A 21273-nucleotide genomic window follows, 5' to 3' on the forward strand; every position below is an offset into this window, starting at 1 on the left:
GGACGAGTCCCCGGCCCGCTGCTCGCTAGGGTCTGACGTTGCTCTGGATCTCGCCCACCTGCACGTCGCGGGAGGTGTCCACCTCGACGGGTGGGAAGGTGACCGGCACCACGTTGTCGACCACCTGGACCGGCCAGACCGTCGTCACGGTGAGCGGGTACTTCTCCTGCCCCTGGTCGATCGACGAGCGCAGATAGCGAACGCCGCAGGTGAACTGCCCACCCTTGACGTACGGCTTGCCGGTGGGGCCGCAGCCCTCCACGTGGATCTCCGCGCGCTCAGCGGTGGTGCCCGGATCGATCTTGATGTCCTGGAGGGTGGCCACCACGGTCACGCTCATGAAACCGGGGATGGAGGCGGTGACCGTACGGCGCGGCTGGCCGATGCCTTCGATCCAGACCCAGGTCGGCAGGTTCACGAAGCTCTTGGCGTCCGGGTTCAGATTGATGGTGTGCTGGGGAACGGTCATCGCGGCCCGGGCGATCTCCGCCAGTTGCTGGAGCGTGATCCCCGCGGGTGGCGTGGTGTTCGGCGGGACGAACAGGAACTGCTCCAGCGCCGCCGCGCAGGCCGCGCCCGCGGGATCGTTCAGCATGTAGTTGGTCGCCCACCAGAGCCCCTCCTGGCCCTCCTTCTCCAGGAACGGCGCGATGAAGGCCCGGTGGCTCTCCTCGTGAATAGCGGCTCTCCTGGCATTGCCGACGCCCTTGGTGTGCAGATCGATCATTTCCTGGGCGTTCAGGAACGGCTCGTACCAGCAGGGGCGCTTCACCGTGTAGCCGTCGCCCTTGCCGTTCTTGGCGCCGTCGCCGCTGATGGTGAGCCTGCTGCCCGCCCTGGCGACCTGCGCGGTCACGGTGTCGCCTTCCCGGGAGACACCTGTACTCGGTTCGTCGCCCGGGTTCGCCGCGGGCGGGCTGACGGGCAGGAGGAGGAGCCCCGCCGCTATCGCTGAGATGAGGGGTTTCATCGGGTGCACCGTTCATCGGGGTTGAAATAGGATCTGATGCGCCACACGCCGTCATCGCCGCGGTGCGCGATCACGCTTTCGGCGTACGGCGCGCGGACCAGGGAGGGCTGGCGCGGCACGGCCTTCCCGGTGGCCGCCGAGACCACCCGGATCCCGGTCTCGTCTATGCAGGCGTTGACCTGGGCCCCCTTGTTGTCCACGACCGAGACGACCCGCAGGTTGTAGACCCGCCCGACTCCGCGCATGGACTGGTCCTGCTCGACGAACCCGCGGATCCACTCGCTGGCCTGGATCTCGGCCTCGTACTCCATGTTGTGGTCGTAGATCGACTCGCCTTCGGCCACGGCCCTGCGGGTGCCCACGTACTGGTCGACCATGATCTTCATCAGCGGGTCCGGGTCGGCGGGCCACTCGATCCTGGCCCGCAGGCCGTCGGCGATCTGCACCGTCTGGGGGCCGGCGGGGAGCGCCTCGTCCGCCGTATCATCCGGCGGCTGCGTGGTGCTGCTCGTCCTGGCCGGAGAGGGTGCCTCCTGAGGCCGGTACGGCCGCTCGGGCTGACCGCAGCCGGCCAGGGCCAGCAAGGTGAGCGCCAGGACCGGCGCCATTCGTCTCATGCGGACGACTCCCTCACTACATGAATGCGCCACGTGGGCAGCAGTTCCTCGATCAGGGCCTCGGTCTCGGGGGCCATCCCGCCGCCGTACGGGTGCGAGGACGCCCTGCGGGTCAGGCCCTCGACGACGGCGCGCAGGCGTACCGTGTCCTCCGTGGCGTGGGTGGCGCGCAGCAGGTCGCGCCAGAGAGCCTCGTCGTCGGTCGCCAGCAGCAGCGCCGCGCGGATGGCGGCCACCGCGGCGTCCGGCTGGCCGTGCGCGAGCCGGATCTCGCAGAGTTGCCGCGCCGCGTCCGCCACCTCGGCGGCCACGTCGTATTCCAGGTCGTCGGCGGCCAGCCAGGCGTAGCGCCCGGGTTGCCTGTTGGCCAGCAGCGGGCCTCTGACCAGGCTGAGCGCCTTCTCCAGCAGCACGGGCCTGGCCGTCGGGTCGCCGTGCGAGCGGCGTACGAGCTCGCGGAAGACCGCCCAGTCCGTACGGACGTCGGGGCCCAGCCGCAGGCGGCCCGCCTCGTCGGTGAGCAGGTGTTCGGAGCCCAGCCAGTCGACGACCCTGGCGATCGTGGCGTCCCTGACCATGGCCTGCACGCCGCGCGGCCACAGCACCCCGCCGAGCACCACGGGATGTACGCCGCCCGGGTGCGTGGCCAGGTAGACCAGCAGCTCGGTGGCCAGCGCCAGCCGCCCCTCCTCCAGTGGGTCCAGGCCGACCACCTCGACGGGGCCGAGCATCCGGATCTCGACCGCCGGCGGGTGCAGCCCCGCCAGCGGCTCGGGTTCGGGGACGGGCTCGCCGTCGAGCCGTCCCGCCGTGCGGAACAGGTCGACGAGCGCCCGGTAGTGGCGCCGGGGCAGGAGCTGGGCGGTCACGTCGAAGCCCAGCTCGGCGATCCTGGCCCGGCCGTCGTCGCCGATCTCCAGGGTCCAGGTGGCGTGCGGGATCTCGCCCGCGACGACGTATCCGGCGGTGTCCCTGCGGGCCAGCAGCGCCAGGCGGCGCGCCTCCTCGTGCGTGGGCGCCACCGCGGACAGCAGGTAGTGGGCGTCGCGCGGGCTGCCGGAGATGCGCCCGGTCAGCACCTCCCTGCGCGGGGCCGCGCTCGCCTCCAGCCCGGGCAGCACCTCGGCCAGGCTGCCGACGGCTCTGACCCGGTCGGGCGCAATCGCGGTCAGCTCCTCGCCGAAGCCGACGAGCGTGATGCGCATGCGGTCGGACCAGCGGTTGGTGGCCAGCTCGACGGCGATGGCGGCCAGCGCGGCGGTGGTCTGCGGGCCGCGTACGTTGATCAGGCCCTGCGCGGCCTCCAGGTCGATCAGCACCCTCCCGCTCGCGTCCGTGCCGATGGACACCAGCCCCGGGTACGGCGCCCCGCCCGGCCGCTCGTCCAGCAGGCGGCCCTCGTGGGTGGGCAGCCGCCAGATCTGCCCGCCGTCCTGGGCCGTCCACGGCTCGGGCGGGTCGTCGTCCGATGGATGGATCCACAGGTCGAGCGTGCGGGGCGACAGGTGGGCCCCGTACACGGTGGGCGGGGTGCGGTGCTGCGCGGCCAGTTCAGCGCCGAGCATCCTCAGCCCGAGGTCCAGGACGCGGGCGCCCGGCGCGTCACCGCCCAGCCTGAGCGCGACCTCGGCGCGGGCGGCGTCGTCGCGGGGCCGGACGATCCTGCGGCCGAACATGCGCCGCCAGAGCTGCTCGCGGCGCCGCTTGGCCAGCACGAACAGCAGCCCGGCGGCGGCCAGCGAGGCCGGGACGAGGTAGTCGAGCAGATCCCCCTGGGCCTCCCGGATGACCTGTTGCGGCTCCTCCGCTTTCACGCTGTCGCGCGGCTCGGGCATGCGGTGCTTCGCCTCCGCCCGTTCTGGGGTCTGCCGCTCGGCGCGGTCGGCCTTGGAGTCGGCACGGTCGGTCTTCGAGCCGCCGTCGGCCCGGCCCGGATGCTCGCGCAGGGTCTGCTCGCGGGGCTGGCCGGCGGGCACGATGTGGACGTTCCTGGCATCGTCCGGCATGTCGAGCACCCAGCCGGGCCTGATCAGGTCGGCCATGCGCAGGCGGCTGCCGTCCGGCTGCTCCTTCGCCTGGTTGAGCCGGTAGATCTCGGGATATCGGCGGCCGTCGCCGAGGCATTTTTCCGCGATCTCCCACAGGCTCTCGTGGTGCCGGCCGTGCGGGGGCTGGACCACGTACACCTTCTTGGTCTTGTGCGTCTCAAGGGCCTTCTCGACGATCGGGGCCGAGTACGCGACCGCCGTCACGGGCGGAGCGGCGGGCGTGGGCGGCGCCAGCTTGGCGATCGGCGCCACCATCGCCCCGGCCGTGAACAGCAGCAACACGGCCGAGACCAGCTTGTTGGCCAGGGCCTGCGAGGCGCCGGAGAGCGGCACCCGGGCGGGCATGCCGACCCGGCGCACCCCGGCGTACACCTCGACCAGCACGCACACGAACAGCTGGAACCAGGCCAGCCAGACCAGCAGCACCAGCACCGCGACCACGGTGCTCGGCCCCATCCTGCTGGTGAGCGAGGCGAGATCGAGCAGTTCGGGAGCGAGCGGCGGCCCGACGAACACGAGCAGCGCGTACGGCACGCCGCCCACCAGCGCCACCAGCACGACCAGCGCCGCGAGCCCGGCGAGCACGTCGCCGGCGCTGCGCCTGGCCGGGGCGCGCACCGGCTTGTGACGTCCGTGAGGACGCGCGGGCTCTCGCGTCGGCATCGCCTCTCCTTTCTCGCGTCCAGCGTCATGCCTCGGGTGTTCCGGCGGCCATCCAGTGGTGGGAATCGGTCTATCTCGCTTCGGGGGCGGCGGTGGCCGTGCCGGCCATCTCGGCGCCGGGGAAGCCGATCGCGCTCAGGAAGAACGCCTCCCAGCGCACCGACACCGTGACCGTCACCTGCTCCCCGCCCTGCCCGACGGCGCAGTCGCCGCGGGTCACGTCGTCGCCGCCCTGGGCCTCGACGATCTCGTCGGCCCTGGCGCACACCTGGTCCTCGCCCAGCAGCCGTGTCTCGCCCGAGGTGCGCAACTGGTCGACGTCGATCTGGTCGGCGCCGGCCCGCGCGGCCTGCTCGGCCACGTCGGCGGCGCGCAAGCGGGCGTTGATCGCCGACCCGCCGTCCACCAGCAGCCCCGCCAGCAGGAACACGACCACGGAGAACAGCACGGTGAAGACCGACATCGACCCCCGCTCGCTCAATCGACCCTCCTGAACTGCTCGAGCGGCACCACGGCCGTACCGGTCATCCGCTTGGTGCCGCCGAACCCGAGGAAGCCGAGGTCGAGCTCGCAGGTGACCTCGGCATGGACCTGGCCGCCCTGCTCCCACTCGGACTCGTCCAGGGAGACCGACGAGGACTGGCACTGGCCTTCGAGCACCTCCGCGATGATGGCCTCGGCGGCGGACTCCGCCTGGTCGAGGCTGCGCTGCACGGACGCCGCGCGGGCCGCGTCCCGTGCCGCCCCGTTGACCCGCCCCTGCGACTCCACCAGCACCCCCGCGCCGGCCAGGAACAGCAGGAACAGCAGGAAGACCGGCGCCAGCATCACCGTCTCCACGGCCATGGAGCCCCGCTCCGCCGTCCTGGTCACTGGCAGTCCTCTCCGCCGTTGTCGGGGCGGAAGCACTCGACGGGCCCGCCCGCGGTGGCGGTGATCGTGAACGTGAGGTCGGGCAGCAGCGGGATCACCTGTACGGCCTTGCCGGTCACGGTGACGAAACGTTCGTCGGGGTCCTTCTCGGATGTCGTGGCCGTGGCGTCCGACAGCAGTCGGGGCCCGATGGCCTGGACGATGCCGGTGGCCTTCTCGGTGGCCGCGCCCTCCCAGGCCGCCGAGTCGAACGGGGCCGACCTGGCCACCCTGGCACCCTCCTGGGCGGCCGCCTCCGCGACCTGCCGGCCGTGGAACCAGAGCGCGACCTGCACGATGAGCAGCGCGGCGGCCAGGATGACCGGCATGAGCAGGGCCAGCTCGATCGCCGTCACGCCGCGCTCGTCGCGCCTGTCAGCCGTCGTCCGCACCACCGTCACCGCCCCCGGCGCCTCCGCCGCCGAACGACTCGCCGATTTCGTTCTGTTTGTCCTCGACCAGGTTCTTGATCACCGTGGCCAGGCCGAGCGCGACGCCCGCGACGATGGCGGTGATGATCACCCATTCGACTGCGGACGCGCCCCTGGTGGGTGCGGTACGGGCCCGGTGGACGCGCACGCCCAGATATGCGGTGAGATAGATGATCCAAGGGTGATTCATTCAGGCTCCCAACATCTTCATGGCAGCGGGAAAGCTGAGGAAAATCACGAAACCGGCGCAGAGCAGGAGCTGGGCCACGAGCATCGACTGCGAGCGCTCGCCCGCCCGGCCCTCGATCTCCGCGAGTTCGCGGCGGCGCAACGTGGCGGCCCTGGCCGTCAACGATGCGCGTACTTTGGCGCCGTCGTCGGCCACCAGGCCGAGCGCGGCGGACAGGTCGCGCAGCTCGTCGACGTTGATCTCCTCACCGAGCTGGCCGAGCGCCTGCCACGGAGTGATGCCGACGATCCGGGCGCCGCTCAGGGCGTCGCGGATGCGGCCCATCGCCCAGTTGGGCTGCTCGCCGCTGACCGAGACGGCCATCATCAGGGCCTCGGGCACGCCCCGGCCGCCGGCCAGGTTCATGGAGACGAGGTCGAGGAACGCGCCCACGACGTGCCGGAAGTCGCGCCGCCGCGCCGCGGCCTCCTTCTTGACCTGCAGATCGGGCAGGAAGAAGAAGAACAGGGCCGCGAGCACGGCCGACCAGAACGGGATGGTGAGCGAGATGCCCCATTCCATGAGCACCAGCCAGCCGAGCAGCAGCGGGAAGGCCAGCAGGCCGCTTGTGGCCAGCAGCACCTTGGTGGCCAGGAACGCCTCGAACGACCGGCCGATCAGCGTCAGGTCCGCCCTGACAGACCTGACCTCCCAGCCGCGGACGCCGTACAGGCGGGCCATGCGCACGCCGAGGTTGCGGCGGAACGCGCCGACCTCCTCGTCGGGCAGGACGAGCTGGATGCGCGGCGCGCCCGCGTCCTCGCGCACGGCGTCCAGCGCCAGCAGCCGCGTCACCAGCCCGGGCCGGGCCGGGAAGAGGGCTTTCAGCAGGACGAGCAGGCCGATCCCGAGCACGGCGCCGGCCAGCGCGGCCTCAACCATCGCCGCCTCCTCCCATCAGCAGCCGGGTGGGCTTGTCGAACCTGGCCAGCCGCCGCATCCAGGCGAACCCCGCGCCGAAGAGCCCCGCCACGACCACCAGTACGGCCTGGCCGAGCGCGTCCTCGTATTCCTCGACGTATGCGGGGTTGAAGACGACGAGGATCCCGGCGAAGGCCAGCGCTGTGATCACCACGATCTGCACGCTGCGCCGGGTGGCGCGGCGTTCGGCCTCGACCCGGCGGCGCATGTCGAGCTCCTCGCGGGCCGAGACGGCCAGCGCGCCCAGCACGTCGCGCAGACCGGGGCCGCGTAGCCGGGAGTTGAGGATGAGCGCGGCCACCACCAGGTCGGCCGAGGGGTCGTCGAGCTCGTCGGCGAAGAGCGCGAGGGCGTCCGGCAGCGCCATCCTGGTGTGCAGGCGGTCGATCATCGCCCGCAGATGCGGTCTGAGCGTGGGGGCCGCGGCCCTGATGGACGACGGGATGGCCTGTTCCAGCCCGGCGGCGCCGGCGATCGTGTCGCGCAGCGACTCCGTCCAGGCGGCGAGCCCTTCGAGGCGGCTCATGGCGGCGCGTTCCTCGGCGGCGCCGCCGGACAGCCCGCGCCAGGCGAACACCAGCAGCACCGTGCCCACCGCCACGACCGGCCAGCCGGTGATCACCAGGACCATGGTGGCGGCCACCGCGGCGATGGCGGCGCGGGTGGTGAGGAACTTGACCAGGTGGCGCTTGGGCCGGGACGGGCGGGGGCTCATGCCGTACAGGGAGATGACGAACAGGAACAGGCCGCCGCCGGCGAGCGCCCCGGCGAGCAGGGAGAACGGGTCGAAGGCCATCGGTCACCAGCCCCCGGGGGAATAGCCGTGGGCGGCCAGCTCTTCGAGGCAGGAGAGCGGCGCGTGCGGGACCGCGGAGCCGTCGGGGCCGGGGACGAAGACCTCGCTGGACAGTACGCGGCCGTCGCAGCCGTTGACCTCGCGGATGCTGGAGACGTAGCGGCGCAGGGTGCCGCCGATGTGATAGTCGTTGCGCTTCTCGATGAACACGACGAAGTCGATGGCGCCCGCGATGAGCATGTGGGTGGCGTCGATGGGGAGGCGTTCGCCGGCCTGCAGGGCGTAGGTGGCGATGCGGTTGAAGACCTCCATGCTGGAGTTGGCGTGGATGGTCGACAGGGAGCCGTCGTTGCCCTGGGTCATCGCGTTGAGCATGGTGACGATCTCGTCGCCGAGGACCTCGCCGACGATGACGCGGCTGGGGTTCATCCGGAGCGAGCGTCTGACCAGCTCGGCCATGGAGATCTCGCCCTGGCCCTCGGAGTTGGGCAGGCGTTGTTCGAAGGCGACCACGTTGGGGTGGAGTTCGGGGAACTGGTCGAGGCCGAGCTCCAGGGCGCGTTCGACGGTGATGAGGCGCTCGCTGGGCGGGATCTCGTTGGCCAGGGCCCTGAGCAGGGTGGTCTTGCCGGCGTTGGTGGATCCGGCGATCATGATGTTCTTGCGGGCGGCGACGGCGGCCCGAAGGAACCTCCCGATGTCCGGACTTATCGTGTTGTTGCCCACGAGGTCCGACATGAAGACCTTGCCGAGGCGGGCGCGACGGATCGAGACGGCCGGGCGTACGGTGACGTCCATGACGGCGCTCAGCCGGGAGCCGTCGGGCAGGCGCAGGTCGAGCTGTGGGTTGGCGGTGTCGAACGGCCTGCTCGACAGGCCCGAGTACGCCGCCAGGATCTGGATCAGCTCGATCAGTTCCTCGTCGGAGTCGGCGACCGGGTCGTGCAGCGACTCCTGGCCGTCGGCGTAGCTCACGAACACCCGGTCGCAGCCGTTGATGTCGATGTTCTCGACCTCGGTGTCGTCGAGCAGCGGCTGGAGGCGGCCCACGCCGAACAGCGCCGCGTGGATGCCGGCCGCGAGCGCCTCCTCCTCTTCCACCGTGGGCGGCGTGCGGCCGAGGCCGATCTCGCTGCGCGCGTGCTCCTCCAGCACCTGGGAGATCAGCGCCCTGGCGAACTGGCGCTCGTCCTCACCGGTCATCGCGGGCAGGCCGTTGGCCTGGTCGAGCCGGCGCTGGTGGGCCAGGCGGTCGCCGACCTCCTGGCGGAACCGCTTGACCAGCGAATGATCGATCATCGGTGGCTCACCAGCCTTGCCGCCAGGTCGCGGGCCGTACGGATGAGGAGCGAGCGGTCCAGGCGGCCACCCCACTGGCCGCGGAGGAGCTCGGCGCCCTTGGGGTCGTGGGCCAGGCCGTAGACGTACTGGACGGTCGGGCCGACGATCCTGCGTACGTCCTCGATCGAGGCGCGGTAGTTACGCGGGTCGGCGATCACGGCGACGCCGTGCGCCTTGGTGACCTGGAGGCGTTCGCGCAGGTGGGCGACGTGGTCGAGGGTGGCCCTGGTGAGCATGATGACCTGCTCGGCCTCGGCCATCAGGTCGCCGAGCTGCGGGCATGCGCCGAGGCGGCCGCAGTCGGCGATCACGTCGGCGTGCGGGATGGCGGCGAGCGTCCTGCCCAGCGGACCCCACAGCCAGGTGAGGCCGGCGGCCTGCTCGCCGTGGGTGAGCCCGAGCAGCACGTCGAGCCCGCCGATGATCTTCTGCGTGTGCTGGTGGATCTGGGCGGGCTCCAGGCCGCGCCGCGCCGTCGCGCCCAGCGTGAGCAGTCCCTTGCCGGGATTGAGCACGCCGCCGTCGGCCGCGGGCAACCGGTAAGCGAGGTCGCCGCCCGCCGGGTCACATTCGGCCAGCAGGACGGGCCGCGGCCAGACCGCCGCGAGAGCCGTCGCGGCGGTGGTCACGCCCGGCGCGCCCTTGTCGGCGGCCAGTACGATCAGCGCCACGTCAGCGTGCCCCCGGAAGCTCGGCCACGGCGATCTCTCCACTGGAGGCGAAAGCCACTATCTCCGGCGCTGCTGATGAATCCACAACAATGGTTATTTGACCAGAGTTACCCGATCTGGACCCATCGCGACCATCATCGAAGACAAGCGCACTGGGGGCGAGAACGCGGGTTTCTCCCTGGCTTGAGCGGCTCGGCACGTGTACCACCTGGACCCGGTCGCCCTCTCTGAGGCCCGCTGGAATTTGACCTGGTTTGAGGGCGAGTCCAACGGTGGCCTTTCCCTCGCCGAGTTCGCTGCTGGTTTTGATGCCCATCGGGTTGGTGAGGAGCGTGCCGGGGAGGATGGTGACCGTCGCGAAGCTGGCGAGGACGTTTTCGCGCTGCGACCAGCTCACGTAGTCGATGCCGCTGTCGGCTGCGATCTTGACCTCTTCGAGCGCCTGCTCGGGGAACTTCTGACCCGCGCCGACCTGCTGGGTTATGCGAATGGCGGAAACCCGGTCACCGCTGCGCAGCACGAGCATGGTCGTGGCCAGCGCGCCGCCGAGGATGAGCAGCACCGCCAGGGCGGCCAGGGCCGGTTTGCGCTCCCGGGGTGGCACGGGGAGCTTGCGCGAAGCCGGGCCGGACAACCCCGCCGCCTGGTTGGCGGCAGGCTTTTCACTGGTCCTCATGGGTGGGGGGCTCCCATTGTGAATTGGGGAATTCACGCCATTATGTGGGTCGGGGTGGCGCGGTGGGGTCGGAATGCGAGGACCCATGCTCGTTTCGCAGGTGGCGGGATGTCAACTGGAAATAATCAATGCCTATTGTTTCTATCCAGTTGACGGGTGGTGAGTTTTCTGAGTAGTTGCCACTTCATTAACATGCGTCACCTTAATCACAGCTTTTGCTGGATTTGATCTCCTAAGTCCGGCGGACGGGACGCCTTGCGCCGGGTGGACGCCCCCGGCGCCGTTGTGCCCCGAACCAGGCACAACCGGCGGCACCGGACCACCTAGCAGATTCCTGGACAGCGGACGACGAGCGAGCCACACGCCAAGTTCCAGACGGAGGAGAGCCACACGCCAAGCCCTCGGACGGCGGACGGACGAAGGAACCCCACGCCAAGCCCCCAGGCAGCGGACGGACGAGCGCCGGTTGCCGGGTCACGTCCACCACCGAAGCCACCCAACCAACACCGGGACGGAAGTTGTCCACAGGCGGTGGCGCGCCGGCCCGCGTTGTCCACAACCGGCCCTTGCCATGCCATTGGCGTCAACCAACCGGCCTAACCTCGCTTCGGGCGCTACCTTTGGCGGCCCGAGGTCGAGCGAGGAGACTGCACCATGCGGATCATGCTCACCGTGCTCGGCGGGCAAGGCGATCGTGACGTCGTGATCGACGGAGACGACAACGTCACCGTGGCGAGGTTGGCCGAGGCGCTGAGCGATCCCGAGCCGATGGCGAAGGTCGTCCGCCTGCCCGGGGCCAGGGCGCCCTACGGACTGTCGGCGACCGGCGGCACCGGCCCGCAGGTGCCCCGTCCCCGCAGGCCGAGACACCTGCGTGACGACGGCACCACACACTTGCCGGGCGACGGCGCCCAACGGCCCACGGTGCCCCGCGGGCGACATCTGGCCCTGTGGCGCGACGGCCGCCCGCTGGACCCGCGGGCGCCGGCCGCCGCGGTGCTGCGCGACGGTGACAAGGTCACGCTCGATCCCCGGCTCGCCCGCACGACGGTCGTCGAGGAGCCGGGCGGGGTGGCGGAGGTGCGGGTGGTGGGCGGCCCCGCGGCCGGCGCGGTGCATCGGCTGGGCCTGGGCGTGCACGTCATCGGCTCCGACCCGACGTGCGCGATGGCCACCGCCGACCCGGCGCTGGCTCCGGAGGCGGTGGCCGTACGCGTGACACCGGAAACGATCACCGTGGAGCGGGCATGGCGGGAGCCGGGAGCGGCACCCAAGATCAAGCTCAAGGGCCGCTGGGCCGAGGAGGTCGCCGAGCTCACGGCGCGGGTCGCGGAGCGGGAGGCGGCCGAGTTCGCCGCCGACTACGGAGAGATCCCCGAGCTCGACGGGCGGCCGCTCACCGAGCCCGTCGAATGGCCCGACCAGGCGGTGCTGACCTGCGGTTCATCGGTGTTCGTGCTGACCTCGATCGAGCCTAGAGACGCCCATCTGGCGCCGAGGTCCGACGGCGGCGTGTCCTACAACCGCCCGCCCAGGCTCCGGCGACCCGAGCCCGAACGCAAGATCGTCAGGCCGAAGGAGCCGACCAGAAACGAGGGCCTGCGGCTCCAGCTGCTGGCCGCCTTCCTGCCCGCCGTGCTCGGCCTGACCCTGGCGATAGCCCTGAGGCAGTGGTATTACCTGCTCGTCGCCCTCATGACTCCCGTCATCATGATCGGCCAGTGGTGGAGCGACCGCCGCCACGGCAAGAAGCAGCACAAGAAGGCGATCAAGGAATACCAGGAGCAGCTCCAGGCGTACGACGAGGCGGTCGAGCGGGCGCGGGCGGCCGACGAGGCGGCGCGCAGGTCCGACGCGCCGGACCCGGCCCAGGTGCTGCTCACGGCCACCGGGCCGCGCCGACGGCTGTGGGAGCGCAGGATCCACGACTCCGACGCGCTCCGGCTCAGGGTCGGCCTCGCCGACCTGCCCGCCAACCTGGAGCTTTCGGAGGAGCAGGGCGGGCCGATCGACCCGCCGATCTGCCGTTCCGTGCCTGTGGCGCTGCCGATGCGCCGGCTCGGCGTGGCGGGCGTCACCGGCCCGCGGGCGGCCGCGACCAGTCTGGCGAGCTGGCTGATCGCTCAGGCGGCGACCCTGCACAGCCCTCGTGACCTGGCCATCGTGGTCGTGTCCGCGCACGCCGACGCCGAGCGCCGCTGGGGCTGGACGCGCTGGCTGCCGCACTGCGCGCCGCGCGCGGGCGAGGACTGCGTGGTGCTGGTGGGCACCGATCCCGACTCGGCCGCCCGCCGCGTCTCGGAGCTCGCCGCCCTCATCGACCAGCGCCAGAACACCGCGATCCCCGAGCTGAGCAAGATCCCCACCGGCTGGGACGACCTGGGCGGGCCGGAAAAACCGACGTTCTCCTCCTATGACGTGCGCCCTTACGACGTGCTCGTGGTCCTCGACGGCGCCCAGATCCTGCGTGGCCTGCCCAACATGCCTCAGGTACTGCGTCAGGGGCCGCGCTCCGGGGTGTTCACCCTCGCCATCGACGACGACCAGCGGCTGCTCCCCGAGGAGTGCCAGACCGTGGCCGCGTGCGGCACCGACGGTCTCATCCGCCTGCTCGGTGGCGGGCTCGACGTCATCGGCCCGGTGCTGGGCGATCTGGTCTCCGCCACCTGGTGCGACCGCCTGGCCAGGGCGTTGTCCCCGATCCGTGACGTGAGCAGGGACGACCCTGGGGGCAACCTGCCCGACGCGGTCCGCCTGCTGGATCTGATGGGCATGCCAGACCCTTCTGGGCGTGAGCTGGCCGCCCAGTGGCGGGACGAGGGCTCGACCCAGGCGCTGATCGGCATCGGCCCGGACGGCCCGTTCTCGGTGGACCTCAGGCTCGACGGCCCGCACGGCCTCATCGCCGGCACGACGGGCGCCGGCAAGTCTGAGCTGCTGCAGACGCTGATCTGCTCGCTGGCGGTGGCCAACCGTCCCGACCAGCTCACGTTCGTGCTGATCGACTACAAGGGCGGGGCGGCCTTCAAGGAATGTGTACGCCTGCCGCACACGGTCGGCATGGTCAGCGACCTCGACGGTCACCTGACCCAGCGGGCCCTCGACTCGCTGGCGGCCGAGATCCGCCGCCGGGAGCTGCTGCTGCGGTCGGCCGGGGCCAAGGACATCGAGGACTATACGGGGTCGGGCATGCCCCGGCTGGTGTTGATCATCGACGAGTTCGCCGCCCTGGTGGCCGAACTGCCCGACTTCGTCACGGGTCTGGTGGACATTGCCCGCCGGGGCCGTTCGCTGGGCATCCACCTGATCCTGGCCACGCAGCGGCCCGCCGGTGTGGTGACGGCCGACATCCAGGCCAACACCTCGCTGCGGATCGCCCTGCGGGTGACGGAGCCCGCCGAATCGTCCGACGTCATCGACCTGCCGGACGCCGCCCACATCTCCAAGTCGACGCCCGGCCGCTGCTACGTACGTTCCGGGGTGGGCGCGGCGACGGCCGTACAGACGGCCAGGGTCGGGGGTCGCAGCCCGGCGGCCTCGCCCCGCTCGCAGGACCAGCTCGGCGCGTCGAACGCCGACGTACGGGTGCTCGACGTGGCCTGGAGCACCCTGGGCAGGCCCCTGCCGCCCGCGCCGGAGCCGGAGGAGGACGCGACGGCCACAGACCTCAGCCTGGTCGCCGACGCCCTCATCGAGGCCGCCCGCCTTGCCGGCGTCCCCCACCAGCCCAGCCCATGGCTGGACCCCCTCCCCACCCACCTCGTCCTGAACTTCGCCACCCCCACCACCCCGCCAGAGGCCGCCCACGCCCCCGCCACCCCACCACAGTCCGCTCACGCCCTCACCACCCCGCCACAGTCCGCTCACGCCCTCACCACCCGGCCCGAGTCCGCTCACGTCCCCGCGCACGCCGGCCGCCACGTCCCGTCCGCCCCGGATCCAGCGTTCCGGCCCGGCCTGGGAGCCCGTCGCCCATCGAGGCCTGGGGAGTTCGTGGAGGTGGCTCCGCTGCCCTTCGGCATCACTGACCGGCCGTGGGCGCAGGACCGACACCCGCTGGCGCTCGACGTGGCCCACGGGGGTCACCTGCTCATCGCCGGAGCCGCGCGCAGCGGCAGATCGACGGCCCTGCGGACCATCGCCGGTTCCATCGCCGCCCACGCCTCTCCTGCGGACGTACACGTCCATGCGGTGGACTGCGGCTCGGGCGCGCTGCTGCCGCTGGTGGCGATGCCGCACTGCGGCGCCGTGGTCACCCGCGACCAGCTCGACCGGGTGGAGCGCCTGCTCGTACGCCTCCGCGCCGAGGTCGGCCGCCGACAGCAACTGCTGGCCGAAGCCGGTCACGCCTCCTTGGCCGAATACCGCCAGGCCGGTCATCGCCTCCCGTGGCTGGTGTTCATGCTCGACCGCTGGGAGGGCTTCGTCGCCGCCTTCGAGAGCTACGACTATGGCCGCCTGATCGAGGCCCTGATGCAGCTGCTCCGGGAAGGTCCGGCGGTGGGGTTCCGGGCAGTGGTCACCGCCGACCGCTCCGGCCTGCTGGGGCAGGTCTCCACGGTCTTCGACGACCGCCTGCTCCTCCGCCTCGCCGACCCCGCCGACTACGGCCTGGCCGGTTTCCCGCTCAAGGGCCTGCCTTCGTCCGTACCTCCCGGCCGCGCCCTCTCGATGGGCGACCACGGCATCGTGGAACACCACATAGCACTCCTCGACCCCGACCCGGCAGGCCCAGCACAGGTCGCGGCCCTCCAATCCCTGGCCCGCACCGCTGCCGCCATCGACCTCGACCCACCCCCAACCGTCGGCACCCTCACAGGCGACGGCACACTCACGGGCGCCAGCACACCCACCGACGTCAGCGCGCCTTCAAACGTCGGCAGCACGCCCTCGAACGCCGGCACGCCCTCGAACGCCGGCACGCCCTTGAACACCGGCACGCCCTTGAACACCGGCACGCCCTTGAACGCCAGCGCACGCACGGACGTCGGTGCGCGCCTTGACGCCAGCGCATCCATGGACCTCGGCGCGCCGCTGGCCGACACCACGCCGACGCCCGATGCGGGAACACCAACCCATGCGGGGACACCGACCCATGCGGGGACGTCGGCCCACGCGAGCGCATCAACCAGCATGGGGGCGTCCATCAGGACGGATGGTACAGACACCGGTGGCGGTGCCGGCTCTCGTGATGGTGCTGGTCGGTCCGGTGGGCGCCGGGGGGTGGAGCGGGCTCATGGGCGTCCTCTTGCCGCCGCTGGTCAAGGTGGCTGGCGTTGGGAGGGCGCGCCACCGCTACGCGTGGACGCTCTGCCGATGCGCATCACGGCCTCCCAGGCGCTGGCTCTGGATCCCGCGTTCGGCCCTCCGTCACCGTTGTGGGCCTTGATCGGGGCCGGAGGTGACTCCCTCGCGCCGCTGGGGATCGACCTCCTGGCTCAGGGTCCTGGAGCGGTGATCGCGGGCCCGTCCCGGTCCGGCCGTTCATCGGTGCTGCTCACGGCCGCCCATTCGCTGATCGATCGCGGTACGCCGGTCATCGCCGTCGCGCCCAGGCGCAGCCCCCTGAAGCAGTTGGCGGGGGCGGTGGCCGTGCTGGACGGCAACGCCGACAACCTGCAAGAACTGGTCGCCGACCTGCACGAGTACGTCGTGCTGGTGGATGACGCCGAGCTGATCAACGCGGACGCGCCGCTGGGCATGGCCTTGGAGGAGGTGCTTCGTTCGGGCCGGGACGGCGATCACGCACTCTTGATCGCCGGTACGACTGGGGACCTGGCCGTCGCCTATCGCGGGTTCGTGGCCGAGACACGCAAGTCTCGTACGGGGCTGCTGCTGGCGGTGCAGAGCCAGGCGGATGGCGACCTCTTCACGATCCGCCTCCCGCGCGGCACGGCCGGTGGACCACCCGGCCGGGGTTTCCTGGTGACAACGGGCAACATCACACCGGTCCAAGCGGCTCTCCCCGACAACGACGCCTGAAAGACCCACTGCTCCCTTCCCCTACGGTTCGGGTCCATCCAGCCACAGCGAGGTGGCGTGGGCGGATTCGGGAGGTGGATCCGCCGATGCGCTCCTCACCGCCGAATCCGAGCCGCCGCCCCACACGCCCTCGCCCACATGCAGCGTCGTGAACACGAGGCTGGGGTCGGACGATGCGGCTGCTCACCGTCGAATCCGCGCCGCCGCGCCCCACCCTCGCCCACATGCAGCGCCGTGAACACGAGGCTGAGGTCGGACGATACGGCTACTCGCCATCTATCCGTGCCGCCACCTCACTCGCCACCGCTTACACGGAACCACGCAGGCAAGGAGGGGCCCGGAGGGGAGCTGGCCAATGGGGCTGCTCGCCGCTCACACGGCCTCACAGCGGACCCAGCTAGGGCTTACTCGTCCAGGGGGGTGAGTGCGTGGTGGCGCCGTTGCGTCAGGTGTCGATTTTCAGGAGTTTGCCGAGAAGTGTGCTCAATTGGTCACGCTCGTCGGGTGTAAGAGGCTGGAAGGTGTCCTCGAGGAAGGCTGGGATCGACGTCTGCGCCTGGGCCAGCCGTCGGCGGCCGGCGTCGGTGATGGTGACGGCGTAGGAGCGGCGGTCGCGGGGGTTGCGTTCCCTGCGTACGAGACCCTCCTGTTCGAGGTCGTCGCAGACGCTGACCATGACACTGCGGTCGATGCGTAGTTCTTCGCTGAGCGTCTGCTGGGAGCAGGGGCCGACGGCGTCGAGCATCTGGAGCACGAGGTGCTGGCCGACTCCGAGCCCTTCCTCGCCGGCGCGGGCGTCTGCGGCGCGGGCCACGGCGGCCGAGGCCCGGCAGAGCGCGATGTCCAGCCGCTCGGCCGCCAGTTGCGGGAAGTACGTCGGTCGTGCGCGGTCGGCTGTCTTGGTCGGGGTGGCCATCGGTCTCCTCTTCGCTCTGCCATCAGCCTACACGGCATTCATCTGGCCGCAGATTGTTTGACAGCAGATGATTTGCAGGCATACGGTCCTAATCGTCTGTAAGGAAATTGTTTGTACTCAGGGGAGAGGGCCGTGCCACGAACCTATGGCCGTAAACAGATGGCCCTGGTGTTGCTGTGCGCAGCGGTGTTCCCGGACTCGCCGGTTACCGGATCGCCTTCCTGGCCGGGGGCGGCTTCTCCCTGGCGGGCGCCTCATCGCCGTCTACGGCCTGCGCTCGCGTCGCCCCGTACCCGTCCCCGCCGTCTGACAGGAGACCCATCGTGACACTGGACCTCACCCCCGACGAACTGCTGAGCACCACCCGCGCCGTGCGCAAACGCCTGGACTTCACCCGGCCGGTGCCTCGCGAGTTGATCGAGCAGTGCGTGGACCTGGCCGTGCAGGCGCCCACCGGGCGCAACCGGCAGCGCTGGCACTTCATGGTCGTGACCGAGGCCGCGCAGCGCCGGGCCGTGGCCGACATCTTCCTGCGCGCCCTGGCCGTGGCCGGCGGCCAGCCGCTGAGCGAACGTGATCTGTGGCGCATGAACTACCATTCCGGCTCCACCGAGCGGGTTTTCGATGGCCTGCGGCACCTGGCCGCCAGCATCCAACGGGTGCCCGCGTTCGTCATCCCCGGCGTGGAGGGCCGCACCGACCATGCGCCGGTGGCCGAGCAGGCGGGCACCTGGGGGTCGATCCTGCCCGCCGTGTGGAGCTTCATGCTGGCCGCCCGGGCGCGCGGCCTCGGCACCGTGTGGACCACCGCGCAGGCGCCGCTCGAACGCGAGCTGGCCAAGGTGCTCGGCGTGCCCCACGAGAAGGTCATGCTGGCGGCCTTCATCCCGCTGGCCTTCACTCTCGGCACCGACTTCAAGCCCGCTCCACGTATCCCACGGGAGGAGGTTCTGCACTGGGACCGGTGGTGAGCGCGCCGGCCAGGTCGCGTGCGTGCTCGGCCGGGTCACGGGCGCGCTGTTCCGGCGGACTCTGCCGGCGAAGGAGGTGACCCAGGCGGTGTGCGCGTTGGCATTTCTTCGGACAAGGACTCCTTCAGGCGCGCCGTCGTACAGGCCAAGGTCATGGACGGGGGCCGCACCGGATGGCTCCTGTACGTGAACGGCTACGGGATCGCCGCCAGCGGCGTGAAGTTCACCGCCCTGGGCGGCGTCGCGTCTGAACCGGTTATCGCCTCATCACGGTGACGGGATGGCCCGGATCGTGTACGACATGGACTCGCTATGACATCCGGGACGAGTGGTGTCACCGGCCGTTCTTGCCCCATTTCCGGTAATGCCCACTGCGGTTTCTGGTCAGCGCGGCGGTTTCGTGAGACGAAGACAACGGACATAACCGGTATTCACTCACTCTGTCAGGAGTCCAGGTCATGCCCGTTACACACCCCCCAACGCCGACAAACCACGTTCCTCACTCCCGTCGCCGGAAATCGCGGCGCTTATCCTTCGCCCTGCGGGCGCTGGTGAGTGCCATCGCGATCGTCGTGGCCGTCCCGGGCATCGCGCACGCCGCCCCGCCGACGGCACTCGACGGGGCCGCGCCGTCGGACGACCGTACCTACCAGCCGGCGTTCGACTACGACGGCGACGGCTGTTACCCGACACCCGCCATCGGCCGTGACGGCACCATCGCCCCGGGCCTCGCACTCGGCGGGGCGGTGAACGGGCAGTGCCGCGACCTGTCCGACCTCGACAACACCAACTCCTATTCGCGCTCCAAGTGCAACAACGGCTGGTGCGCCTACATCTACGGGCTCTACTTCGAGAAGGACCAGACGCTGCCCGGCTGCTGCGGGCACCGGCACGACTGGGAGCACGTCGTGGTCTGGGTCCAGAACGGTACGGCGCAGTACGTGGCGGCATCCGAGCATGGCGCCTACAACGTACGCGCGCGCTCCCAGCTCCCGTGGGACGGGACGCACCCGAAGATCATCTACCACAAGGACGGGCTGTCCACCCACGCGTTCCGCTTCGCGAACGTCGACGAGCAGCCGGAGAACCACAAGGGCACCTGGCAGTTCCCGCCGCTGGTCGGCTGGGACAACTACCCCGCCGGGTTCCGCGACCGCCTGGTGGCGCACAATTTCGGCTCGGCCAGCTTCGGGCTCAAGGACTCCTCGTTCGGCGGCGAGCTGGCGAAGGCCAAGCCGGCCGGAATACCGTTCGACCCCTATGCCTGACCGCAGACGGCTTTCCTCTGTCGCCAGCGATTCGGCGGCCGGCTGACCGATTCGTGACGAGGTCATGCCGAGCCGGTGATCACGTCTCTGGTTCGTAACAGGCATCATGGTTGCCCCGCGTCAGAGGACATGGCACGGCCCGCTCACCGCATGCGCGATCGCCATGGCGGTTCTCGCTGTGGTGAGCGGGATCGGTCTGGTGGTCAATGAGCGGATGGTGCTGGGCGAAGGGGGTCTGCCCGGCCGTGTGGCTCAAGCCGTTCAAGTTCGCGGCCTCCTTCGGCCTTTCCGCGATCACGTTCGCCTGGATGATCGCCATGGTGGAGCGGTGGCGGCGGACGCTGGGGTGGCTGGGTACGGTCGGGGTCGGCGGGTTCGTTCTGCCGGAGATCTCGGCATCACCTTCCAGGCGGTGCGTGGCGTGCGCAGCCACTTCAACGTCGGCACGACGCTGGACGAGTCCGTGTTCATGGTGATGGGCGGGGCCGCGTATCTGGGCTGGGCGCTGACGCTCGGGCTGGGGATCTTAGTTGCGGGCCCGTGGGCTTCGGCCGGGTGAGGCGGGCCGGGATGGCCGGCGCGGTCACGGTCAGCGCGGTGATGAACGCGATGATCGCGACGTAGGTGAGGGGCGGGACGTAGGGAAGGGGCGTACGGATCATCGCGTTGCTGAAGGCGGTAAGGACGGCCAGGGAGATCAGCGGGGATCTTTGCGGTGGCGTTCGCGGCGGCGACGGCCACCTCGCCGTCGGACACGCCGCTGCACCATCAGGGGTGGCGGGCTGAAACGGGCCGCGGGCTGAGGTGGTCGCTGGTCGGCGGAGACATAGTGGGGTGTTTCATTCTGGCGTCTGTTTCAGCAGGCGCTCGGCCAGGCGGCGGACGGCGGTGCGCAGGTCCTGCGGTGACAGGATCGTGAACCGGAAGCCGAGTCCGGCGAGCATGGTGGCCATGCCGTCCAGGGACTCGGCACGCGTGCGCAGGAGGACTCCGTCCGGTGTTTCGGTGAGTGTGGCCACCGACGGCGGGATGCGGCGGGACGCCTCGGCGAGGGGAACGTGCAGAATGACCTCGACCACGTTCGCATACGGCACCTGGGCCAGCGACGCGGTGACCTGCCGCACCGGATCGGACTCCTCGGGGATCTCATAGGAAGCCGTCCCCGGGACGACGGCGGAGATCCGGTCGACGCGGAAGGTGCGGATCTCGCCGGACCGGTGGTCATGGCCGGTCACGTACCAGCGGCCGGAGTGGAAGACCAGACCGTGGCCGTCCAGTTCGCGTTCGGTCTCGGCGCCTTTCCAGGAGCGGTAGCGCAGTGTGACCCGGCGGCGGTCGCGGATCGCGGCGGCCAGGGTCAGCACGGCCCGGCTCGCGGGCGTCGGCGCCGCACGTTCGGCGAGGGTGAAGTCCAAGGTCTCCTCCAGTGCGCCGACCTGTTCTCGCAGCGTGGTCGGCAGCACCCGCCGGATCTTGGCCAGGGCGGCTTCGGTGGCCTCGGCGGCAAGGCCCAGGCGGCGGCCGGCGAGCAGACCGAGGACCACGGCGGTGGCCTCGTCGTCGGTGAGCATCAGCGGTGGCAGCTTGTAGCCGGGCATCAACTGGTAGCCGCCGTAGCGGCCGCGCTCGGCGGCGACCGGGATGCCCAGTTCGGCGAGCCGGGAGGCGTAGCGCCGGACGGTCCGCTCGTCCACACCGAGCCGCTGCGCCAGGTCGCGGCCGCCCAGCCCGTGGTGGGCCTGGAGCAGTTCGAGCATCGCCAGCATCCGGATCGCCGGATATGACACAGATCACCCACTTAATCCGGGCGGATTCTGTCCGCTATCGGCCTTAGCGTAGCGACATCGGCTCACTGGAAGGA

General features: G+C 70.8%; 19 protein-coding genes. 5 read left to right on the top strand and 14 right to left on the bottom strand.

Annotation, left to right across the window (positions count from 1 at the left end):
* Window positions 1–25: 25 nt before the first annotated feature.
* The 12 genes from BLS95_RS07920 to BLS95_RS07975 all read right to left on the bottom strand — a co-directional run bounded on the left by BLS95_RS07920 (window position 26) and on the right by BLS95_RS07975 (window position 10275).
* Window positions 26–856: a hypothetical protein gene (locus BLS95_RS07920; RefSeq protein WP_245764913.1), complete on the bottom strand. Its 831-nt coding sequence runs from the start codon at window positions 854–856 to the stop codon at window positions 26–28.
* 110 nt (window positions 857–966) lie between these two features.
* Entirely contained in the window at window positions 967–1587 is a 621-nt protein-coding gene (locus BLS95_RS07925) for a hypothetical protein (protein WP_143043627.1), read from the bottom strand.
* Window positions 1584–4298, bottom strand: a complete 2715-nt coding sequence (locus BLS95_RS07930) for a BTAD domain-containing putative transcriptional regulator (RefSeq protein WP_245764914.1) — start codon at window positions 4296–4298, stop codon at window positions 1584–1586. Before BLS95_RS07930 ends, BLS95_RS07925 begins: the two co-directional genes overlap by 4 nt.
* A 70-nt stretch (window positions 4299–4368) precedes the next feature.
* Window positions 4369–4779, bottom strand: coding sequence for a TadE/TadG family type IV pilus assembly protein (locus tag BLS95_RS07935; RefSeq protein ID WP_245764915.1), 411 nt, complete (start codon window positions 4777–4779; stop codon window positions 4369–4371).
* Entirely contained in the window at window positions 4776–5171 is a 396-nt protein-coding gene (locus BLS95_RS07940; RefSeq protein WP_090930220.1) for a TadE/TadG family type IV pilus assembly protein, read from the bottom strand. The genes BLS95_RS07935 and BLS95_RS07940 overlap by 4 nt, the downstream gene beginning before the upstream one ends.
* Complete coding sequence (locus BLS95_RS07945) at window positions 5168–5602, bottom strand: TadE/TadG family type IV pilus assembly protein (protein ID WP_245764916.1); 435 nt, start codon at window positions 5600–5602, stop codon at window positions 5168–5170. The genes BLS95_RS07940 and BLS95_RS07945 overlap by 4 nt, the downstream gene beginning before the upstream one ends.
* A complete protein-coding gene (locus BLS95_RS07950; RefSeq protein ID WP_090930221.1) occupies window positions 5586–5831 on the bottom strand; it encodes a hypothetical protein in 246 nt (81 codons plus the stop codon). Before BLS95_RS07950 ends, BLS95_RS07945 begins: the two co-directional genes overlap by 17 nt.
* On the bottom strand, window positions 5832–6752 hold the full coding sequence (locus BLS95_RS07955) for a type II secretion system F family protein (protein ID WP_090930222.1): 921 nt from the start codon (window positions 6750–6752) through the stop codon (window positions 5832–5834).
* Complete coding sequence (locus BLS95_RS07960) at window positions 6745–7587, bottom strand: type II secretion system F family protein (RefSeq protein ID WP_090930223.1); 843 nt, start codon at window positions 7585–7587, stop codon at window positions 6745–6747. Before BLS95_RS07960 ends, BLS95_RS07955 begins: the two co-directional genes overlap by 8 nt.
* A 3-nt stretch (window positions 7588–7590) precedes the next feature.
* Window positions 7591–8886, bottom strand: coding sequence for a TadA family conjugal transfer-associated ATPase (locus tag BLS95_RS07965; RefSeq protein WP_090930224.1), 1296 nt, complete (start codon window positions 8884–8886; stop codon window positions 7591–7593).
* Window positions 8883–9599 (bottom strand): hypothetical protein, encoded by a 717-nt coding sequence (locus tag BLS95_RS07970; protein ID WP_090930225.1) that lies wholly within the window; start codon window positions 9597–9599, stop codon window positions 8883–8885. The genes BLS95_RS07965 and BLS95_RS07970 overlap by 4 nt, the downstream gene beginning before the upstream one ends.
* Window position 9600: 1 nt before the next feature.
* A complete protein-coding gene (locus BLS95_RS07975) occupies window positions 9601–10275 on the bottom strand; it encodes a hypothetical protein (RefSeq protein WP_090930226.1) in 675 nt (224 codons plus the stop codon).
* A 654-nt stretch (window positions 10276–10929) separates the two neighbouring features.
* Between BLS95_RS07975 and BLS95_RS07980 the strand changes: the two genes are divergently transcribed.
* Complete coding sequence (locus BLS95_RS07980) at window positions 10930–16257, top strand: FtsK/SpoIIIE domain-containing protein (RefSeq protein WP_245764917.1); 5328 nt, start codon at window positions 10930–10932, stop codon at window positions 16255–16257.
* Between the two features lie 445 nt (window positions 16258–16702).
* Here the strand turns inward: BLS95_RS07980 and BLS95_RS07985 are convergent, their stop codons facing one another.
* Window positions 16703–17173 carry a MarR family winged helix-turn-helix transcriptional regulator gene (locus tag BLS95_RS07985; protein WP_090930227.1) on the bottom strand — a complete coding sequence of 157 codons (471 nt, stop codon included), beginning with the start codon at window positions 17171–17173 and terminating at the stop codon, window positions 16703–16705.
* A 323-nt stretch (window positions 17174–17496) separates the two neighbouring features.
* Between BLS95_RS07985 and BLS95_RS07990 the strand changes: the two genes are divergently transcribed.
* The 4 genes from BLS95_RS07990 to BLS95_RS53985 all read left to right on the top strand — a co-directional run bounded on the left by BLS95_RS07990 (window position 17497) and on the right by BLS95_RS53985 (window position 19971).
* Window positions 17497–18144, top strand: a complete 648-nt coding sequence (locus BLS95_RS07990; RefSeq protein WP_090930228.1) for a nitroreductase family protein — start codon at window positions 17497–17499, stop codon at window positions 18142–18144.
* A 90-nt stretch (window positions 18145–18234) separates the two neighbouring features.
* Window positions 18235–18420 (top strand): hypothetical protein, encoded by a 186-nt coding sequence (locus BLS95_RS07995; protein ID WP_090930229.1) that lies wholly within the window; start codon window positions 18235–18237, stop codon window positions 18418–18420.
* A 275-nt stretch (window positions 18421–18695) separates the two neighbouring features.
* Complete coding sequence (locus tag BLS95_RS08000) at window positions 18696–19412, top strand: NPP1 family protein (protein WP_245764918.1); 717 nt, start codon at window positions 18696–18698, stop codon at window positions 19410–19412.
* A 163-nt stretch (window positions 19413–19575) separates the two neighbouring features.
* Window positions 19576–19971 (top strand): hypothetical protein, encoded by a 396-nt coding sequence (locus BLS95_RS53985; RefSeq protein ID WP_143043628.1) that lies wholly within the window; start codon window positions 19576–19578, stop codon window positions 19969–19971.
* A 280-nt stretch (window positions 19972–20251) separates the two neighbouring features.
* Here the strand turns inward: BLS95_RS53985 and BLS95_RS08010 are convergent, their stop codons facing one another.
* Window positions 20252–21199 carry a helix-turn-helix transcriptional regulator gene (locus tag BLS95_RS08010; RefSeq protein ID WP_090930232.1) on the bottom strand — a complete coding sequence of 316 codons (948 nt, stop codon included), beginning with the start codon at window positions 21197–21199 and terminating at the stop codon, window positions 20252–20254.
* Window positions 21200–21273 lie beyond the last annotated feature (74 nt).

This window comes from Nonomuraea jiangxiensis, assembly GCF_900099965.1.
Classification (GTDB): domain Bacteria; phylum Actinomycetota; class Actinomycetes; order Streptosporangiales; family Streptosporangiaceae; genus Nonomuraea; species Nonomuraea jiangxiensis.